General features: G+C 74.7%; 17 protein-coding genes. 2 read left to right on the top strand and 15 right to left on the bottom strand.

All coding sequences use genetic code 11. The features are described 5' to 3' along the window. Positions 1–228: 228 nt before the first annotated feature. Together ACFYPD_RS20215 and ACFYPD_RS20210 are read left to right on the top strand one after the other, a co-directional pair. The gene (locus ACFYPD_RS20215) at positions 229–1116 is read left to right on the top strand and encodes a septum formation family protein (RefSeq protein WP_387115475.1); all 888 of its coding nucleotides are present in this window, start codon (positions 229–231) and stop codon (positions 1114–1116) included. Between the two features lie 87 nt (positions 1117–1203). Then, positions 1204–2094, top strand: coding sequence for a septum formation family protein (locus ACFYPD_RS20210; RefSeq protein ID WP_387115472.1), 891 nt, complete (start codon positions 1204–1206; stop codon positions 2092–2094). Positions 2095–2137: 43 nt separating this feature from the next. On the opposite strand, the gene ACFYPD_RS20205 is transcribed toward ACFYPD_RS20210, so the two are convergent. From ACFYPD_RS20205 to ACFYPD_RS20135, 15 genes are all read right to left on the bottom strand, one after another. After that, positions 2138–3859: a M28 family peptidase gene (locus ACFYPD_RS20205; protein ID WP_387115469.1), complete on the bottom strand. Its 1722-nt coding sequence runs from the start codon at positions 3857–3859 to the stop codon at positions 2138–2140. Between the two features lie 217 nt (positions 3860–4076). Further along, the gene (locus ACFYPD_RS20200; protein WP_387115467.1) at positions 4077–5648 is read right to left on the bottom strand and encodes a transcription antitermination factor NusB; all 1572 of its coding nucleotides are present in this window, start codon (positions 5646–5648) and stop codon (positions 4077–4079) included. Beyond that, a complete protein-coding gene (fmt, locus tag ACFYPD_RS20195; protein ID WP_387115621.1) occupies positions 5645–6571 on the bottom strand; it encodes a methionyl-tRNA formyltransferase in 927 nt (308 codons plus the stop codon). Before fmt ends, ACFYPD_RS20200 begins: the two co-directional genes overlap by 4 nt. A gap of 5 nt (positions 6572–6576) precedes the next feature. Continuing rightward, positions 6577–7137, bottom strand: a complete 561-nt coding sequence (gene def, locus ACFYPD_RS20190) for a peptide deformylase (RefSeq protein WP_387115465.1) — start codon at positions 7135–7137, stop codon at positions 6577–6579. Between the two features lie 42 nt (positions 7138–7179). Continuing rightward, the gene (locus ACFYPD_RS20185; protein ID WP_387115617.1) at positions 7180–8424 is read right to left on the bottom strand and encodes a cytochrome P450; all 1245 of its coding nucleotides are present in this window, start codon (positions 8422–8424) and stop codon (positions 7180–7182) included. A gap of 114 nt (positions 8425–8538) precedes the next feature. Next, entirely contained in the window at positions 8539–9522 is a 984-nt protein-coding gene (locus tag ACFYPD_RS20180) for an AAA family ATPase (protein ID WP_387115463.1), read from the bottom strand. Between the two features lie 226 nt (positions 9523–9748). Next, the gene (locus tag ACFYPD_RS20175; RefSeq protein ID WP_387115461.1) at positions 9749–11917 is read right to left on the bottom strand and encodes a primosomal protein N'; all 2169 of its coding nucleotides are present in this window, start codon (positions 11915–11917) and stop codon (positions 9749–9751) included. Positions 11918–11976: 59 nt separating this feature from the next. Further along, positions 11977–13182, bottom strand: coding sequence for a methionine adenosyltransferase (gene metK, locus ACFYPD_RS20170; protein WP_387115459.1), 1206 nt, complete (start codon positions 13180–13182; stop codon positions 11977–11979). An 83-nt stretch (positions 13183–13265) separates the two neighbouring features. Next, on the bottom strand, positions 13266–14474 hold the full coding sequence (gene coaBC / locus ACFYPD_RS20165; protein WP_387115456.1) for a bifunctional phosphopantothenoylcysteine decarboxylase/phosphopantothenate--cysteine ligase CoaBC: 1209 nt from the start codon (positions 14472–14474) through the stop codon (positions 13266–13268). A 15-nt stretch (positions 14475–14489) separates the two neighbouring features. Beyond that, positions 14490–14753, bottom strand: coding sequence for a DNA-directed RNA polymerase subunit omega (gene rpoZ, locus ACFYPD_RS20160; protein WP_007075826.1), 264 nt, complete (start codon positions 14751–14753; stop codon positions 14490–14492). A 46-nt stretch (positions 14754–14799) separates the two neighbouring features. After that, the gene (locus ACFYPD_RS20155) at positions 14800–15333 is read right to left on the bottom strand and encodes a guanylate kinase (protein WP_387115453.1); all 534 of its coding nucleotides are present in this window, start codon (positions 15331–15333) and stop codon (positions 14800–14802) included. A 25-nt stretch (positions 15334–15358) separates the two neighbouring features. Further along, on the bottom strand, positions 15359–15676 hold the full coding sequence (gene mihF, locus ACFYPD_RS20150; protein ID WP_013285515.1) for an integration host factor, actinobacterial type: 318 nt from the start codon (positions 15674–15676) through the stop codon (positions 15359–15361). A gap of 175 nt (positions 15677–15851) precedes the next feature. Then, positions 15852–16691 carry an orotidine-5'-phosphate decarboxylase gene (gene pyrF, locus ACFYPD_RS20145; protein ID WP_387115450.1) on the bottom strand — a complete coding sequence of 280 codons (840 nt, stop codon included), beginning with the start codon at positions 16689–16691 and terminating at the stop codon, positions 15852–15854. A 161-nt stretch (positions 16692–16852) separates the two neighbouring features. Beyond that, positions 16853–18127: an adenosylmethionine--8-amino-7-oxononanoate transaminase gene (locus tag ACFYPD_RS20140; RefSeq protein ID WP_387115448.1), complete on the bottom strand. Its 1275-nt coding sequence runs from the start codon at positions 18125–18127 to the stop codon at positions 16853–16855. A gap of 28 nt (positions 18128–18155) precedes the next feature. After that, complete coding sequence (locus tag ACFYPD_RS20135; RefSeq protein WP_387115445.1) at positions 18156–19172, bottom strand: quinone-dependent dihydroorotate dehydrogenase; 1017 nt, start codon at positions 19170–19172, stop codon at positions 18156–18158. Positions 19173–19241 lie beyond the last annotated feature (69 nt).

The raw sequence follows: 19241 nt of genomic DNA, 5'->3' as shown, positions 1-19241 counted from the left end.
TCCGCAGCGCGGCACCGCCGGGAGCCCGCTGTGACCCGGCCGTGACCCGCCGTGCAGAATCGGCCGGTCCGGTGCGGAAAGTCGGCACGAAAAGGCATCCGCGGCTGGCCGATCGATCGAAACCGGGCGAAACTCCTAGAGGGACTGTCACGTATGCTGCACGCCCGGTCGTGGGGAACGCCGCACGGGCCGCGGCGACCGGCTGTCATCTCCCGGGAAGGGCGGACGATGCGACGGTGGCTCCTGGCGCTGGCGCTGACCGGCACGGCGACGGTGGCCCTGGCCGGCTGTGTCCCACCGCACCGGGCCGACGGGGACCTCACCGACGACTGGGCCGCGCTGCCGGCGCCGCGCCTGTTCGTGCCCGCCACGGACGCCTGCCTGCCTCGGCTCACCGCCGTGGTGCAGGCCGCCACCTACGAGACGGTGGACTGTGCGGGCAGCCATCTGGCCGAGACGGTGCACGTCGGCACCTTCACCGGGCCGGCGGCGCAGGGCGCGCGGCCGGAGCCGGGCTCGCCCGGGCTGCGCACCGCCCGCGCCGAGTGCGACCAGCGGGCCCGCGAGGTGATCGGCGGCGACTGGCACTCCGCGCGGCTCACCTTGAACATCGCGCTGCCCCCGGTGACCGCCTGGGTGGCCGGGGCCCGCTGGTTCCGCTGCGACCTGGCCGAGACCGACAGCATCGACAACACCCGGCCGATCAACCGGGTGGGCAGCCTGCGCGGCGCCATGGTGGGCGACAGCCCGCTGGTGCACCGCTGTTTCGACCCGAAGCTGATCGGCGACAACCTGAACTACATGGCCCCGGTGCTCTGCACCGAGCCGCACCGCGCCGAGTTCGTCGGCGTCTTCGAGGAACGGGACATGAGCTGGGCGGACTTCAGCCGGTCCGCCCCGGAGGTGCACCGCCGCTGCATGGCGCTGATCGCCGCCTTCGCCGCGGTGCCGAACAACCCGGAACTGCCGTACCGGGCCGGTTCGATCTTCTACCCGCCGTCGCAGCGGGAGTGGGAGGAGGGCGACCGGGGGGTGCGCTGTTTCCTGTGGAGCGACGACCGGAAGCTGACCCGGTCGATGCGCGGGGCCGGTCCCGAGGGACTACCGGTCAGCTGAGCCCCGGTGTCGTATGCTGCACCGCCGAGGCGTACCCGGTGCTCCGCGCCGGTCGGGCGACCACGGACGACGGGGAGGTCGGTCGGGATGCGGCGATGGAGGGCGGCGATCGCCGTGGGTGTCACCGCGGTGCTGGCGCTCGGCGGCTGCGGTGCGCCGGCCGGCGTCGACCGCGACCTGGCCGACGACTGGCCCGCCTTCGGCGCCCCGGTGGCCTTCGTGCCCCAGGCCGGCGCCTGCCACCCCACCGTCCAGGACGTCGGCTACCTCAGCGGCTGGAACCCGGTCGACTGCGCCGCCGCGCACCGCGCCGAGACGTTGCACGTGGGCACCCTGACCGGCCCGGACGCCGGGCGCGGCACTCCCCCGCGGGCCGGGTCGTCCGGCACCCGGACCGCCCACGCCGAGTGCGCCAAGCAGGTCAACAAGGCGGTCGGCGCCGAGTGGCGCTCGGGGCGGCTGCGGCTGTCGGTGGTCTTCCCGTCGGCCCTGGCCTGGACCGGCGGGGCCCGCTGGTTCCGCTGCGACGTCTCCGAGGTGGCCAGCCTGGACGACGGCAGCGTCATCGCGCGCCGCGGCAGCCTGCGCAACGCCCTGAAGGCGGGCTCGCCGCTGGCGCTGGGCTGCTTCAACCCGAAGCTCAGCAAGGACGAGGTGGAGGAGATGCGGCCGGTCTCCTGCACGGCCAAGCACCACGCCGAGTTCGTCGGGGTCTACCGGTTCCCCGACCTGAGCTACGCCGAGTTCCAGCGCACCACGCTGCGGGCGCACAAGGGCTGCCGCGGGCTGATCGCGAAGTACGTCAAGGTGCCGAACAACGGCGACATGGTCTACCGGGCCGGCACGATCATCTACCACCCCTACGAGGAGGAGTGGCAGGACGGCGACCGCGGCGTCCAGTGCTTCCTCTGGGTCTCGGACCGGACGCTGACCCGCTCGCTCAAGGGCGGCGGCAGCAGGGCGCTGCCGGTCACCTGAGCGGGAGCGGGGTGGGCCCGCGGGTCCACCCCGCCCGGGTCGCTCAGCCGACCTGGAGCGTCACGTCGTCAACGACGAAGCTGGTCTGGAGCGAGGAGTCCTCCGTCCCGGTCCACTTCAGCGTGACGGTCTGCCCGGCGTACGCCGCCAGGTTGAAGCTGCGCTGCGCGTAGCCGCTCGCCGCGTTGAGGTTCGAGTACGTCGCCAGGGTGGTCGTGCCGACCTGCACGGTCAGCCGGTCGTAGGCCGTGCTCGTGGTGGTCTCCGCCGTGTCGACGTGCAGCCAGAACGACAGGGTGTAGCTGGCGCACCCGGCCGGGATGCTCACCGACTGCGACAGCGTGTCGGTGTGGGTGCTGCCGTAGCCGTCCAGCCACGCCTTGTAGGAGCCCGTCCGGGCCGCCTGGCTCGACGAGTTCGTGATGACCCCCGAGGTGGCCGTCCACGGGGTGCTGCCCGACTCGAAGCTGCTGTTGCCGATGAGCTGGCCGCCGGCGCAGCCGCCGGTGCCGGTCACCGTGAGGGTGTAGCCGGTGGTGCGGGCGACCGAGCCGGTGCCGGTGACCGTGATGGTGAAGGTGCCGGTGGTCGCCGTCGCGGAGGCGCTGACCGTCATGGTGGCCGAGCCGCCCGAGGTGACCGAGGACGGGCTGAAGCTCACCGTCACCCCGCTCGGCGCGCCCGTGGCCGACAGGCTCACCGTCTGGGCGCTGCCGCTGGTGGTGGCGGTGCTGACCGTCGCGGTGGTGGAGCCGCCCCGGGCGACGCTGCCGGAGGTGGGGCTCACCGCGACGGAGAAGTCGTTGGTCGGGGTGCCGCCGCCGACCGCGAGCTGCCAGATCGCGTACGCCACACCGTCGGCGCTGCGGTTGAGCACCGTCGCGCTGACGTTGGCGGTGGTGTCGCAGGAGCGGTGGTAGCAGGAGTCGTACGCCGAGTTGGCGGTGCCGCCCCACTTGCTCGCCTGGGCGGTGGTCTTGCGCGCGCTGGCGCCGGCCGCGTAGCCGGAGGTGGGGATGCCGGCCTGCTGGAAGGAGTAGTCGTCGGAGCGGCCCTGGCCCTCGACGTTCTCCTCCGGCTGGAGGTTCAGCGAGTCCCAGTACGCCTTCAGCGGCGCCGCCGTGGTGGAGGTGAGCCGGTTGATGAAGTAGCCGCCGTTGGTCGAGCCGACCATGTCGAAGTTGTAGTAGCCCTTGATGGCGCTCTTCTGGGTGGCGCTGAGCGAGTTGACGTAGAACTCCGAGCCGTTGAGGCCCTGCTCCTCGTCGGTCCACCAGGCGAACCGGACCCGCTTGGTCATGCTCGGGTTCTGACTCGCCAGGACCAGCGCGTTCTCCAGCAGGGTGGCCGAGCCGGAGCCGTTGTCGTTGATGCCCGGGCCGGCGGAGACGCTGTCCAGGTGCGCGCCGAACATGACCACCTGGTCGGCCGGGCCCTGCGGCCACTCCGCGATCAGGTTGTTCGACCGGTAGGTACAGGTCGTGCAGATCTGCTCGCTGACCGTGTAGCCGGCGGCCTGGAGTTTGGCCTTCACGTAGGCGACCGAGGCCGTGTAGCCGGCCGAGCCGGCCCGCCGGTTGCCGCCGTTGCTGCTGGCGATCATGTTGAGCTGGGTGAGGTGGGCCTGGACGTTGGTCACCGAAATGTCCGGCGCGGCGGCGGCGAGCGCGGGGGCGGCGCCGGCCGGTGCGGGGGCGGCCAGGGTCGCCGTCACGGCGGCGAAGAGGGCGAGCGCGAGGCCCGCGGTCGGCGTTCTGCGTCTCATGGGGACTCCTCGTGGGGGTCGGCGGGACGTGCTGGCGGGGTGGCGCGACCCGTGGGCCCCGGTGGGAGCCTCGGCGTCGGCGGACCGGTGATCGGAACAGTTACATGTATCGATGTAAGAGTCAACGGGGGTGTCACATGGCGCGGAGCGGGGCCGGCATCGCCGGCCCCGCTCCGCGTTCACCTGTGGACATCCGACCCGTCGATCGGGCCCGCGCTCAGCCCCTGCGCAGCACCGCCAGGAACATCGCGTCCGTGCCGTGCCGCTGCGGCCACAACTGGACCGTGGGGCCGTCCCCCAGCCCGGGCATGCCCGCGGGCAGCAGCGGGCGGGCGTCGACGAAGTCGACCGGGAAGCCGCACCGGCGGGACGCCTCGGTCACCGTCACGTGCGTCTCCACCGTGTGCGGCGAGCAGGTCACGTAGGCGACCAGGCCGCCCGGCCGGACCGCGCGCAGCGCGGCGGTGAGCAGCTCCCGCTGCAACCGGGTCAGCGGCGGCAGGTCCGACGGCTGGCGGCGCCAGCGGGACTCCGGCCGGCGGCGCAGCGAGCCGAGACCGGTGCACGGGGCGTCGACCAGCACCCGGTCGAAGTGCCCCTCCGGCAGCTTCGGGTCGGCGCCGACCGTGCGGCCGTCGGTGTGCACCACGGTGACCGGCAGCCCCCGGGTGGCCTGGGCGACCAGCCGGGCCCGGTGCTCGGCGACCTCCACCGCGGTGAGCCGCGCGCCCCGCTCCGCGGCCAGGGCGCCGAGCAGGCCGGCCTTGCCGCCGGGGCCGGCGCACAGGTCGAGCCAGCGGCCGTCCGGGCCGTCCAGCGGCGCCACCGCGAGGGCGTTCGCCACGAGCTGCGAGCCCTCGTCCTGGACGTGCGCGCGGCCCTCCGTCACCGCCGCCAGCTCACCCGGCGCGCCACCCGAGAGGTAGACCGCGTACGGCGAGAAGGCGCCGGGAGCCCCGCCGACCTCGTCGGCCAGCGCCACCGGGTCGGCCAGCCCGGGCCGGGCGCACAGGTGCACGGGCGGACGCTCGTTGTCCTCCATGAGCAGGCGGGCGGTCTCGCGCAGGTCGCCACCGAGCGCCTCGGCGAAGGCCCGGACGATCCACTGCGGATGGCTGTACGCCAGCGCGAGGTGGCCGATCGGGTCGGTCTCCTCGGACGGGGCGAGCTTCGTCACCCAGCCGTCGAGGTCGCGGCTCGCCACCTCGCGGAGCACCGCGTTGGCGAAGCCGGTCGCCCCGGGCCCGACGGTCCGGACCAGGTCCACGGTGGACGACACGGCCGCGTGCGCGGGCACCCGGGTGTGCAGGAGCTGGTACGTCCCGAGCCGCAGCGCGTCCCGCACCGGCGGGTCGATCCGCTGCACGTCCCGGCCGGCCGCGTCGGTGATGATCGCGTCCAGCGTGCCGGTGTGGCGGAGCGTGCCGTAGGTCAGTTCGGTGGCGAAGGCGGCGTCCCGGCCGGTCAGCCCCTCGTCGCGGAGCATCGCCGGCAGCACCAGGTTGGCGTACGCGTCGTCCCGGTGCACCGCCGCGATCGCCTCGAACGCGACGTGCCGGGGCAGGTCCACGGCCGGCCGGGCCGGCCGCCGGACCCCACCGCGCCGGTCGGCGCCGAAGCGCCCCTCGCGCGGGGGCCCGTCGCCCCGTCGCCCCGGACGCTCACCGCGCTCCGGCCGGCCACCGTCCCAGGACCGCTCGCCGCCGCTGAACCGCCCGGCGTCGGAGCGGCCGCCGCGCGGACCGTCGGCGGAGAAACGCTCGCCGCGGGACTCCGACGGCCCGGTCACGCGAGCACCTCGCCGGCGACGACCCGGGCGCCGCGCGCCCAGTCGCCGGCCGACATCGCCTTCTTGCCGGCCGCGCGCACCTCGCCGAGCTGCACCGGGACGGTGCCCGTGCCGGCGAGCACCCGCGACTTCTCCACCAGCAGCTCGCCGGGCTTCAGCTCCGGGCCGTTGGCCACCGGGGTGACCGGGCCGAGCTTGACCCGGTCACCCCGGAAGGTGGTCCACGGGCCGGGGGCCGGGGTGCAGGCGCGGATGCGGCGGTCCACCGCGAAGGCCGGGTCGGCCCAGCGGACGCGGGCATCCTCGACGGTCAGCTTCGGCGCGAGGGAGACCCCGTCGGCCGGCTGCGGCTCGGCCCGGGCCGTGCCGGCCGCGAGCGCGTCGAGCACGGCGACCAGCAGCTCGGCGCCGGAGTGGGCGAGCCGCTCCAGCAGGTCGCCGGAGGTGTCGGCGGGCCGCACCTCGTCGGTGACGGTGCCGTAGACCGGGCCGGTGTCCAGCCCCTCCTCCAACTGGAAGACGCTCGCCCCGGTCAGCTCGTCGCCGTGCAGCACGGCGTGCTGCACGGGCGCCGCGCCGCGCCAGGCGGGCAGCAGCGAGAAGTGCAGGTTGATCCAGCCGAGCCGGGGGATCTCCAGCGCCGCCGGCGGCACCAGCGCGCCGTAGGCGACCACCGGCACGCAGTCCGGAGCCAGCGCGCGGAGCCGGTCCTGGAACTCGGGCTCGCGCGGCCGCGCCGGGGTGAGCACCTCGACGCCGTGCGCGTCGGCCCAGGCGCCGACCGGGGAGCGGGCCAGGCCCCTCCCCCGGCCGGCCGGGGCGTCGGGGCGGGTGACCACGGCGAGCAGCTCGTGACCGGAGGCGGCGATCGCCTCCAGCGCGGGGACGGCGACGGCCGGCGTGCCGGCGAAGACCAGGCGCATCCGGGTCACCGCCCCAGGCCGAAGGGGTTGCCGGCGGCGTGCGGGCTGAGCTTGACGGTCGGCGGGGCGGCCTCGTCGTACCACTCGGCCTGGCGGATCGCCTTCATGGCCTCCTTGCGGCCGGCCGGGTCGAGCCGGTCGACGAAGAGCACCCCGTCGAGGTGGTCGGTCTCGTGCTGCACGCAGCGGGCCATCAGACCGGTGCCGACGATCTGCAGCGGGTCGCCGTAGCCGTTGTAGCCCTTGGCGATGACGTTCTGCCGGCGCTTGGTGTCGAAGTAGAGCCCCGGGATGGACAGGCAGCCCTCCGGGCCGTCCTGCTCCTCTTCGTCGGGAAACTCCAGCACCGGGTTTACCAGGTGCCCGAGGACGTCGTCGACGTCGAAGGTGAACACCCGCAGGCCCACCCCGAGCTGCGGCGCGGCCAGGCCGGCGCCGCTCTGCTCGCGCATCGTGTCGGTCAGGTCGGCGATCAGCTTGCGCAGCTCGGCGTCGAAGTCGACGACCGGGTCGGCCGGCGTGCGCAGCACCGGATCGCCGAACAGACGGATGGGCTGGACGGTCACGCGGAGTGGCTCCTTGTCTGGGACGAGTGGTGCCGTACCAGTCTACGGAGTCGATCCGGTCGCCCCGGCCGGCGTACCGCGATCGGTGACCGGCGACGCCCCGTCACCGACGGTGACCGGCAGGGTGGCGTATCCGCGCAGGGTGAGCCGGACCCGCCGCTCGCCCCGCCCGGCCAGGGCGAGGCCGGGCAGCCGGCGCAGCAGCAGCGGGAACGCCACCTGCGCCTCCAGCCGGGCCAGGCCCGCGCCGAGGCAGTAGTGCGGGCCGGCGCCGAAGGACAGCGGGTGCACCTGGGGACGCCACGGGTCAAACCGCTCCGGCTCCGGGTAGCGGCCGGGGTCCCGGTTCGCCGCACCGAGCATCACGATGAGCCAGCTCCCGGCGGGCAGGTCCACGCCGCCGTGCCGGGTCGGCTCGGTGCTCATCCGGGAGGTGAGCTGCACCGGTGAGTCGTAGCGCAGCAGCTCGTCGACGTAGCCGGGCGCGAACTCGGGGTGGTCGCGCAGCGCCGCCGCGTCGCGCGGATGGTCGAGGAGCACCACCAGGCCGTTGCCGAGCAGGTTGGTGGTGGTCTCGAAGCCGGCCACCAGCAGCACGATCAGGTTGGCCAGCAGCTCGTCGCCGGAGAGCCGATCGCCGTCGCCGTCGTGCGCCTGCACCAGTGCGGTGGTCAGGTCGTCGGCCGGAGAACGCCGGCGGGCCGCCACCAGCTCGGTGAAGTAGTCGCGCAACTCGCCCGCGCCCCGGTCGGCCACGGCCAGCTCCTCGGGGGTGATCTCGGGCTCCAGCACCCCGGTCAGGTCGGTGGCCCAGCGCCGGAACAGCGGGCGGTCGGCCGCCGGCACGCCGAGCAGCGCGCAGATCACCCCCACCGGCAGCGGGTACGCGAACTCGGCCATGAAGTCCGCCGGCGCGCCGTCCCGGCCGCGGGCCAGCATCCCGTCGACCAGCCGGTCGGCCTGCGCCTCGACCACGTCGCGCATGGCGGCGATGCGGCGCGGGGTGAAGGCGCCGGCCGCCAGCCGGCGCATCCGGCTGTGGTCCGGCGGGTTGGTGCGCAGCATCGACCGGGAGATCGACAGGACCGCGGGACTCTCCCGCCAGCCCGGCAGGAACTGGTCGCGCAGATCGTCGTCCATCACCCCGAACCGGGCGTCGCGGAGGATCGCATCGGCCTCGGCGTAGCCGGTCACCACGGAGAAGACCGGCCCGGCCTGGACCACCGTGCCGTGCGCGCGCAACCGTTCGTACGTCGGGTACGGGTCGACCCGTCCCGAGGGCGACATCAGCAGCGCGAGGGCGTCAGCAGGATCCACGGTCGGCCTCCCCAGGCATCGGAGACCTTCATCATGCTCCGGTCCGCCGGATCGGGCGATCCCGTCGCCCCGCCCGCGGCCCGGTCAGGCGCCGGTGCCCGGCTCCCCGGCCAGCACCGCGTCCCCGCCCAGCAGGGCGTGCTCGGGCAGCGGCAGCGCGAGGCCGTGCGCGGCCTCCCAGTCGTGGATCAGGCTGGGCCGGGCCTGGGCGGCGAAGAAGTCGACCGCGCTCAGCCCGCCGACCACCGGCTCGTCGACCTCGGCGACCAGCCGGGCGGGGACCAGCGGGAAGCCGCTCTGCAGGGCGGCGCTGAGCCGGCGGTGGCCGTCGACCACGAAGAAGTACTCGCCGGTGTAGCCGATGGTCAGCGGCTCCAAGGACTCGTCGCCGGACCCGGCCACCTCGCCGACGAACTCCGAGTCCCACAGCCCGCGCAGGGTGGCGATGTCCTCGGTCGGGTAGACCCGGGCCGGGTCGAGCAGCAGCAGCGGCTGGCCGTCGCGCAGCACCTCCGCGCCGAGCCGCCCCTCGTAGACGTCGACGACGTGCTGGATCACCTGCTCCGGGGTGGCCCGGGTGGTGTCGCAGACCAGGTCGTAGTTGCGCAGCCGGGCCTTGTCGACGCCGTAGCGCAGGATGAACCGGCTGCGCTCGCTCTCGCTGCGCTCGCGGAGCTTGGCCTTCGCCTCCTCCATCGAGGTGTAGCTCTCCGCCGGGCCGGACGGGCGGGCCAGCACCCGCCGGGCCGCCTCGGTCGGCTCGGTGATCATGTGCACCTTGAGCGCGTCGGTGAAGAAGTGCCACGCCAGCCGGGAGTCCATCACCAGGCTCTCGCCGGAGGCGGCGATGTCCCGCTGGAGCTGGTCGACGTAGCCGTCGACGGCCTGGTCCAGCTCGGCGTGCAGGTTGAGCTGGAGGGCGGTCATCTGCCGCTCCTGGGCCATCTGGCGGTAGAGGTCGCCGACGCTGACCCGGCGCAGCCCCAGCCGCTTGGCGATCTCGACGGAAACGGTGCTCTTGCCGCTGCCGAGGTCACCGTTGAAGACGATCGACTGACGAACGGTCACGACTGGTCCACCCCTGATCACCGGCTGATTGACATCATCGAATCCGCGTCGGCTCGACGCACTCCCGCTTCGCCGCGCCGCGACCTTGAACCGTCGTGCGCCTGGGCATGACGGGCGATGCTATCACGCGTTCTCCACCCATTTGCCGGACGAGGTGTGCGACAAACCCCTGCTCACGACCGTACGCGACGGTCCCGGTGCGACACGTCACGGGTGGCGGGCGGGCTCAGAACAGGCTGAGCGGGTCGATCTGGAGCCGGACCGGGTCCGCCGCCTTGCGGGCGCTGCGCTGCCCGGCAGCCGCGTGCAACGCCCCGGCCAGGGCGGCGGCCCGGGCCCGGGGCACCCGGACCAGCATCCGCTCGCGCCCCTCGTCGGCCGGCACCGGGCCGAGCACCTCGGCGCCGTCCGGCAGCCGGGTGCCGGCCAGCAGGTCGGCCACCGCGTCGGCCACGCCGGTGACGCTGGCCATCCGTACCGCCGGCGGGAAGCCCAGCTCGCGGCGCTCGGCCAGTTCCCGGCTGGCGAACCAGGCGGAGTCCCAGCGCAGCAGCGCCTGCACGGGCGCGAGGGCGCCGTCGGCGACCACCACCACCCGGCCGCCGGCCGGGCCGGGCCGGGCCAGCGCGGCGGCGGCCAGCCAGCGGCGCAGCGCCTCCTCCCCGGCCCGCAGGTCGGCCCGGGTGAGCAGGGCCCACGAATCGAGCAGCAGCACGGCTCCGTAGCCGCCCTCGGCGACCGGTTCCGCCCCGGGGGTGGCGATCACCAGACCCGCGCCGGCCGGCACGGTCGCCAGCACCTCCTCCCGCCCCGAGGTGCGCACCGGCACCCCGGGAAACGCCCGGCCCAGTTCCTCGGCGGTGCGCCGGGCCCCGGTGACCGACGCCCGCAGCCGCCGCCCGCCGCACTCCGGGCAGGCGTACGCGGCGGCGACCCGGCCGCACCAGCGACAGGCGGGCACCCCCTCGGCAGACGGCAGGCCCAGCGGTCCGGCGCAGTGCGGGCAGCGGGCCGGGGCCCGGCAGTCGGCGCAGGCCACCGAGGGCAGGTAGCCACGGCGGGGCACCTGCACCAGCACCGGCAGGTCGGCGCGGAGCGCGTCCCGGGCGGTGGTCCAGGCCAGGCTGGGCAGCCGGGCGGAGGCGGCCCCGGGGTCCCGGGCCAGGTGCGGGTCGTCCCCGGTCGGCGCGATGGCCGGCATGCGGGCCCGCACGGTCGCCCGGTCGGCGACCACCTCGCGGGCCCAGCCGGTCTCCACCAGCAGTTGGGCCTCGGCGGTGCGGGCGTAGCCGCCGACGAGGGCGGCGGTCCCGCCGACCTGGGCGCGGGTGAGCAGCACCTCCCGGGCGTGCGGGTAGGGCGCCCGGGGCTCGGCGTGCAGGTCGTCGCCGTCGTCCCAGACGGCGACCAGGCCGAGCCGCTCGACCGGGGCGAACATGGCCGCCCGGGTGCCGATCACCACGGGCACGTCGCCGCGGCGGGCGGCGAGGAAGGCGCGGTAGCGGCGGGCCGGTCCGGCCGCCGCGGAGAGGCAGGCGTGCCGCCCGGGCCCGAGGACGGCGGTCAGTGCGGCGTCCAGCCGGTCCAGGTCCCGGGCGTCGGCCACCACGACCACGGCGCCCCGGCCGCCGGCCACGGTGGCCGCCACGGCGTCGGCGTACCGGTCGGCCCAGTCCTCGCCGGGCAGCGCGGACCAGACGGCCCGGGGCGCCCGGCCGGCGGTGAGGGCGCGCAGGAGGGCCGGTCCGGCCGGGTAGTCCCGCCAGCCGCGGGGGTCGACCTGGGTGGGGGCGGCCACGGGCTCGCCCGGGGCGCCGGCCGGCTCGGCCACGGGGGCCTTCGAGCCGGGGGTCGGGCCGGCGGCGTCGGCGGACGCCGGCCCGGCGGCGAGGTCTTCGGCGTCGGCGGAGTCCGGCCCGGCGGCGGGGTCGGCGGCGTCACCGGACGCCGGCTCGGCGGCGCGGTCGGCGGACGCCGGCCCGGCGGCGTCAGCGGGTGCCGGGTCGGCGGCGTCAGCGGGTGCCGGGTCGGCGGCGGCCGGCGGGGCTTCGTCGGTGCCGGGCGCGTCGGTCGCCGTGACGTCCTTTTCGACCCGGGCGTGCCGGGGCGGGACGGCGAGCCGGAGCACGTCGGCGAGGCTGCCGGCGTAGCGGTCGGCGACCGCGCGGGCCAGCGCGGCCACCTCCGGCGCCAGCACCGGCACCGGGGAGACGACCTTCTCCAGGTACGCCAGCTTGGGGTGCGCGGACTCCGCGACGCGCTCCAGCAGCCAGCCGTCGACGAGCTGCCCGGCGAAGCGGACCTTCACCCGCACCCCGGGCCGGGCGTCGGCGTCCAGAGTGTCGGGAACGAGGTAGTCGAAGGGGCGGTCCAGGTGCGGCAGGGGCACGTCCACGCAGACGCGAGCGACCGGCGACCCCTCGGCGGGTCGCCGGTCGCCGCGCCTGGTGGCGGTCAGGCTCCCGCGGCCGACTTGAGGTCGGCGGCCCGGTCGGTGCTCTCCCAGGTCAGGTCCGGCAGCTCGCGGCCGAAGTGGCCGTAGGCGGCGGTCTGCTGGTAGATCGGGCGGAGCAGGTTGAGGTCCCGGATGATCGCGGCCGGGCGCAGGTCGAAGACCTCGGCGACGGCCTTCTCGATCGAGGCGACCGGCACGGTCTCGGTGCCGAAGGTCTCGATGAAGAGGCTCACCGGGTGGGCCTTGCCGATCGCGTACGCGACCTGCGCCTCGCAGCGCTCGGCCAGGCCGGCGGCGACCACGTTCTTGGCGACCCAGCGCATCGCGTACGCGGCGGAGCGGTCCACCTTGGACGGGTCCTTGCCGGAGAACGCGCCGCCACCGTGGCGGGCGTAACCGCCGTAGGTGTCCACGATGATCTTCCGGCCGGTCAGGCCGGCGTCGCCCATCGGGCCACCGATCTCGAAGCGCCCGGTCGGGTTGACCAGCAGCCGGTAGCCCTCGGTGTCCAGGCCGAGGCCCTCCAGCTCGGGGGTGATGACGTGGTCGCGGACGTCCGGCGTGAGCAGGGATTCCAGCGAGATGTCGGCCGCGTGCTGGCTGGAGACCACGACCGTGTTGAGCCGGACGGGGCGCAGCCCGTCGTACTCGATGGTCACCTGGGTCTTGCCGTCGGGCCGCAGGTAGGGGATCGTGCCGTCCTTGCGGACCTGGGCGAGCCGGCGGGCCAGCCGGTGGGCGAGCGCGATCGGCAGCGGCATCAGCTCGGGCGTCTCGGAGCAGGCGAAGCCGAACATCATGCCCTGGTCGCCGGCGCCCTGCGCGTCCAGCGCGCTCTCCGACGAGCCGGTACGCAGCTCGAACGCGTTGTCGACGCCCTGGGCGATGTCCGGCGACTGGGCGCCGATGGAGACGCTCACGCCGCAGGAGGCGCCGTCGAAGCCCTTCTTCGACGAGTCGTAGCCGATCGACAGGATGGTGTCCCGCACGATGGTCGGGATGTCGGCGTACGCCTTCGTGGTCACCTCACCGGCGACGTGCACCTGGCCGGTGGTGATCAGCGTCTCGACCGCGACGCGGCTGTGCGGGTCCTGGGCGAGCAGTGCGTCGAGAATGCCGTCACTGATCTGGTCGGCGATCTTGTCCGGGTGGCCTTCCGTGACCGATTCGGACGTGAAGAGACGTGTCACGGCACTCCTAAGCATGTGAAGACTTTTAAAGGTCGCTCGGCGGCAGTTTAGTCACCGTGCTCCCAGGGTGACCCGGGGAACCGGAGAGTGACCAACCGTCAGGACCGCCCCGGCAACCGGGCGACCACGAGGTCCCAGACGGCGTCGGCCAGGTCCTCCTTGGGCTGCTCGGGCATCCGGTGCACCGACCCGTCCGCCCCGATCACCGTGGCGGCGTTGGTCTCGGCCCCGAAGACCTTGTCCACGCCGACCTCGTTGATCACGATGAGGTCGGCGCGCTTGCGGGCGAGCTTGGCCCGGCCGTTGGCCTCGGCGTCGCCGGTCTCGGCGGCGAAGACCACCAGCACCTGCTCCGGCCGCCGGCACCGGCCCAGCTCGGCCGCGATGTCCGGGTTGGTGACCAGTTCGATGGTGGGCGCGCTGCCGTCGTCCGACTTCTTGATCTTACCGGGCGCGTACGTCGCGGGGCGGAAATCGGCGGGCGCGGCGGCCATCACCACGGCGTCCGCGTCGGCGGCCGCCTCCAGGGTCGCCTTGCGCAGCTCCTCGGTGCTGCCCACCCGGACCAGATCCGCGCCGGCCGGGTCGGCGAGCGCGACGTTGGCCGAGACCAGGGTGACCCGGGCGCCCCGGGCCACGGCGGCGCGGGCGAACGCGTAGCCCTGCTTGCCGGAGGAGCGGTTGCCGAGGAAGCGGACCGGGTCGAGCGGCTCCCGGGTGCCGCCGGCGGTGACCACCACGTGCCGGCCGGCCAGGTCGGCCGGGGCGGCGCCGCCGCGGGCCAGGGCCCGGCGGGCGACCGCGAAGATCTCGGCCGGGTCGGGCAGCCGGCCCTTGCCGGTGTCCTTGCCGGTGAGCCGGCCGACCGCGGGCTCGATCACCCGGACGCCGCGGGACCGCAGGGTGGCCACGTTGGCGACGGTGGCCGGGTGCTCCCACATCTCGGTGTGCATGGCCGGCGCCAGCACCACCGGGCAGCGCGCGGTCAGCAGGGTGTTGGTGAGCAGGTCGTCGGCGAGGCCGTGAGCGGCCTTGGCGAGCAGGTCGGCGGTGGTGGGCGCCACCACGACCAGGTCGGCGTGCTGCCCGAGGCGGACGTGCGGCACCTCGTGCACGTCGGACCAGACGTCGTCGGCGACCGGCTGGCCGGACAGCGCGGCCCAGGTCGGCGCCCCGACGAAACGGAGCGCCGACGCGGTCGGCACGACCCGGACCCGGTGGCCCGACTCGGTGAAGAGCCGGAGCAGCTCACACGCCTTGTAGGCGGCGATGCCGCCGCCGACCCCGAGGACGATCTCGGCGGCCATCGGCGCGGGCGGGGCTTACGGCTGGTCGGTCGGCTCGGCGGTGAGCAGACCCGCGTTGATCTCGCGCATGGCGATGGAGAGCGGCTTCTCCTGGGGGGTGGTCTCCACCAGCGGGCCGACGTACTCCAGCAGGCCCTCACCGAGCTGGCTGTAGTAGGCGTTGACCTGGCGCGCGCGCTTGGCGGCGAAGATGACCAACGCGTACTTCGAGGTGGTCTTCTCGAGGAGCTCGTCGATCGGCGGGTTGGTGATGCCTTCGGGGTTGGCGATGGATCCCACGAATTAACCTCTGCGTCGTTGTGCACCGCCCGGGGGCGGTGGCCTCTCAACCGCTCGGGCGCGGTCGGGCCGGAGCCAGGAAGGAAGAACCGAGCAAGCCTACCAGCTCGTCGGCCGCGCGCTCGGTCCGGTCGTGCACCACGGCGTGTGCGAAGGCGGCCGCGACGGCGGGGTCCGGCCGGTACGCGGGCGGGCTGAGCAGCACGAGCTGCGCGTCCGGCGCCACGGCCCGGACGGCGAGCGCGCCCGGCAGGTCCAGCGGGAGCAGCACGGGCCGCCCCTCGGCGAGCCGGGACCGCACGCCCGCGCGCGGCACCCCGCGCCGGTAGGGCCCGACCCGGCTCCACTCCAGCAGCTCGTCGGCCGCGACCATGCGGTCGAAGTCGGTCGCGTCGACGAACAGCCGGTCGACGCCGTCCAGCTCGCCGGGGCACGCCGGCCGGGTGGTCGCGGCCACCGGCACCCACACCGACGGAAAGCGCGCCCGGACCAGCTCGACGACACTCTCCCCGCCGGCACCCGAAGGTCCGGCCAGGACAGTGAGCCGAGCCGCCGGGCGCGCCTCGTCATCCGTGCTCACCGCTTGTTTCTACACGGTGGGCCGTTCAGTTGGCGGCGAACTCTCCAAGCAGCGCCTTGCGCTGCTGCTCGCCCAGGCCACGCAGCCGACGGCTGTCAGCGATCTTGAGCTTCTCCATGATCTGGGTGGCTCGGATCTTGCCGATGCCCGGCATCGCCTGGAGCACGGCCGAAACCTTCAGCTTGCCCACGACGTCGTCGGACTCGGCCCGCTCGAGGACGGTGGCGAGGGTGGTCTTGCCCTGCTTGAGCTGCTCCTTCAGCTCAGCACGGGCCTTGCGGATCTCCGCGGCCTTCTCCAGCGCGGCAGCGCGCTGCTCGGGGGTCAGTGACGGGAGCGGCACCAGTTCTCCTCAGGTCCCTTGTACGGCGGGCGGGGCGCACCGCCGCAGCTGTGAAACGTGGTGTCGCTGGCAACCAAAGGGGTCAGTGGTTCCCAGCGCGGGGAAAACTAGCGGTCAACGGCGTTTTCGGCAACGTGGGCGCGCGAAGATCAACGGAAAGTGACCGAGCCGTCAGTCAGTCACGCGTGGCCAGGGCGGCCCGACACTCGGCCAGCACGCGGTCGGTGGCGGCCCGCAGCGCGGCCGGTTCCGGCCCCGCGCCCAGCACCTCGCGGGAGTACGACGGCAGCACCGAGGGCAGGGCGGAGCCGAAGACGGTACGCAGGTCGGCGGCCGTCGCACCCTGCGCGCCGAGCCCCGGGGCGAGCAGCGGACCGTTCACCGCCGTGAGGTCGTGACCGGTGTCACCGATCGTCGCGCCGACCACCAGCCCGAAGCTGCCGAGCGGCTCGGCACCCCGGTTGAGCTGGGAAATCTCGTCGATGACGGTCTGCGCCACGGTGCGCCCGTCGGACCCGACGGCGCGCTGCACGGCGGCTCCCTCGGGATTCGAGGTGAGCGCCAGGACGAAGACGCCGCCGCCGTGCGCGGCCGCCAGCTCGAACATCGGCGCGAGCGAACCCACCCCCAGGTAGGGACTCGCGGTGACCGCGTCGACATACAGCGGGCTGGATGGATCAAGGTACGCCGAGGCGTACGCGCTGACCGTCGAGCCGATGTCGCCGCGCTTGACGTCGAGGAGAACGAGCGAGCCGGCATTTCGCAACTGTCGGATAGTTGACTCAAGGATTCCGACCCCGCGCGCCCCGAAACGCTCGAAGAACGCCGACTGGGGCTTGACCACGGCCACCCGGTCGCCGATGGCCTCCACCACCGTCCGGCAGAACCGGTCCAGGCCCTCGACGTCGTCGGACAGCCCCCAGCGGGCCAGCAGCCCGGGGTGCGGGTCGATTCCCACGCAGAGCGGTCCCCGCTCGGCCACGGCCCGGTGCAGGCGGGCGCCGAAGGTCTCCATCGCGTCTCTCCCTCTCCTGGCGCGGCGTCGCGCCGCGTCGTGTTCCGGCGACGGCGTCCCGCCGCCGGTCGTACCGTCCGGGCCGCCGCGCCCCCTGTGGCTGCGCGGTCAGGAGCGCTCCTCCTCCACCGGATGCGTCAAGAAGGGGCCCTTCCTCCGGCTCAGCCGGCCTTGACCGCCGCGGCCACGCCGGCCGCGATCCGCGCCACGTCCGCGTCGTCGCAGACGTACGGCGGCATGGTGTACACGAGGTCCCGGAACGGGCGCAGCCAGACGCCCTGCGCCACCGCGGCGGCGGTCGCCCGGGGCAGGTCCACCTCGTGGTCGAGCTGCACCACGCCGATCGCGCCGAGCACCCGCACGTCGGCCACCCCGGGGACGTCGCGCAGCGGCGCCAGGCCGGCCCGCAGCCCCTCGGCGATGCCCGCCACCCGGCCGGCCCAGTCCCCGGCCCGCAGCAGGTCCAGGGAGGCGTTGGCGACCGCGCAGGCGAGCGGGTTGCCCATGAAGGTCGGGCCGTGCGCCAGCACCCCGTCGGCGGAGATGGCCCGGGCCACCTCGGGGGTGCAGAGCGCCGCGGCCAGGGTGAGGTAGCCGCCGGTGAGCGCCTTGCCGACGCAGAGCACGTCCGGGGCGACCCCGGCGTGCTCGGCGGCGAACATGGTGCCGGTCCGGCCGAAGCCGGTGGCGATCTCGTCGAAGACCAGCAGGATCCCGTGCGCCCGGGTCACCTCGCGCAGCACCCGCAGGTAGTGCGGGTGGTGGAAGCGCATCCCGCCGGCGCCCTGGACCACCGGCTCGACGATCACCGCGGCCAGCTCACCGGCGTGCCGCTCCACCGCGTCCACCAGCGCCGCCTCGTACGCCGGGTCCGGCGGGGTGTCGAAGCCGGCCGGTGGCACCGGCGCGAACACCTGCCGGGGCAGCACGTCGCCCCAGAGGTGGTGCATGCCGCCCTCCGGGTCGCAGACGCTCATGGGGTGGAAGGTGTCGCCGTGGTAGCCGCCCCGCCAGGTGCCCAGCCGGCGGCGTTCCGGCCGCCCCAGGGCCCGCTGGTACTGCAGGCACATCTTGATCGCCACCTCGACGCTGACCGAGCCGGAGTCGGCCAGGAAGACGTGCTCCAGGCCGTCCGGGGCCAGCTCCACCAGGGTCCGCGCCAGGCGCACCGCGGGCTCGTGGGTGAGGCCGCCGAACATGACGTGGCTCATCCGGCCGAGCTGGTCGGTGACCGCGGCGTCCAGCACCGGGTGCCGGTAGCCGTGGATCGCCGCCCACCAGGACGACATCCCGTCGACCAGCTCCCGGCCGTCGGCCAGCCGCAGCCGCACGCCCTCGGCACTGTCCACCACATACGGTGGGCTGGCCGGCGGCAGGGCCGCGTACGGGTGCCAGACGTGCCGCCGGTCGGCGGCGAGGATCTCCTCGGGCGTCACGGTTCTCCTTCGTGGTGTCCGTGCCGGGTCAGCGCCGGGCGGCCGCCCGGGCCACCGACCGGACCAGGGCCGGGCCCCGGTAGATGAAACCGGTGTAGAGCTGGACGAGGCTCGCGCCGGCGTCGAACATCCGGGTCGCGTCGTCCGGGTCGAGGATGCCGCCGACGCCGATCACCGGCAGCCGGCCGCCGGTCTCCCGGTGCACGAAGGCGACCACGTCGCGGGCGCGGGCGGTCAGCGGGCGGCCGGAGAGGCCACCGGTCTCCGCGCCCCGCGCCCGGTCGGCCGGGGCGAGCCCGTCGCGGGCCAGGGTGGTGTTGGTGGCGATCACCCCGGCCGCGCCACGGTCGAGGCAGACCTCCAGCAGTTCGGCGACGGCCGGCTCGGTGAGGTCCGGGGCGATCTTCACGAGCACCGGCTTCTCCCCCACCAGCGCCCCGAGCAGCGCGTCCAGGTGGGACCGGTCCTGAAGGGACCGCAGCCCGGGCGTGTTCGGTGAGGACACGTTGACCGCGAAGTAGTCCCCGCGCCCCTTCAACGCCCGGTAGGACGCCAGGTAGTCCTCGACGGCCTCGTCCAGCGGGGTCACCTTGGACTTGCCCAGCGAGATGCCCAGCGGCACGCCGAGCGGGCGCGGAAGCGCCGCCAGCCGGGCCGCGAGGGTCTCGGCGCCGGCGTTGTTGAAGCCCATCCGGTTGACCACGGCCTCGCTGTCGCGCAGCCGGAACAGCCGGGGCCGGGGGTTGCCCGGCTGGGCGTGCGCGGTGACGGTGCCGACCTCGACGAAGCCGAAGCCCAGCGCCGGCCAGGCCGGCAGCGCCACCCCGTTCTTGTCCATCCCGGCCGCCAACCCGACCGGATTCGGAAAGTCCACCCCGAACACGGTCCGCGGCGCGCGCACCGCATAGTGCGCCCGCAGCCCGGCCAACACGCCCGGCCGCCCAGCCACCCCGGCCAGCCGCTCCAGCGTCCACTCGTGCGCCGCCTCGGCGTCCCCGCCCCCGATCCGGAACAGCCAGGGCCGAACGACCTTCTCGAAGATCACTCTCCCGCCACCCCCGCTGTGGTGGTCATGAGGTTGACGGCGAAGTCGATCTCCTCCACCGCAGCCAAC

Source organism: Micromonospora sp. NPDC005299 (assembly GCF_042872345.1).
Classification (GTDB): Bacteria; Actinomycetota; Actinomycetes; order Mycobacteriales; family Micromonosporaceae; genus Micromonospora.
Note: the sequence above shows the minus strand (reverse complement) of the source record. Positions and strands in the feature narration are given on the sequence as shown.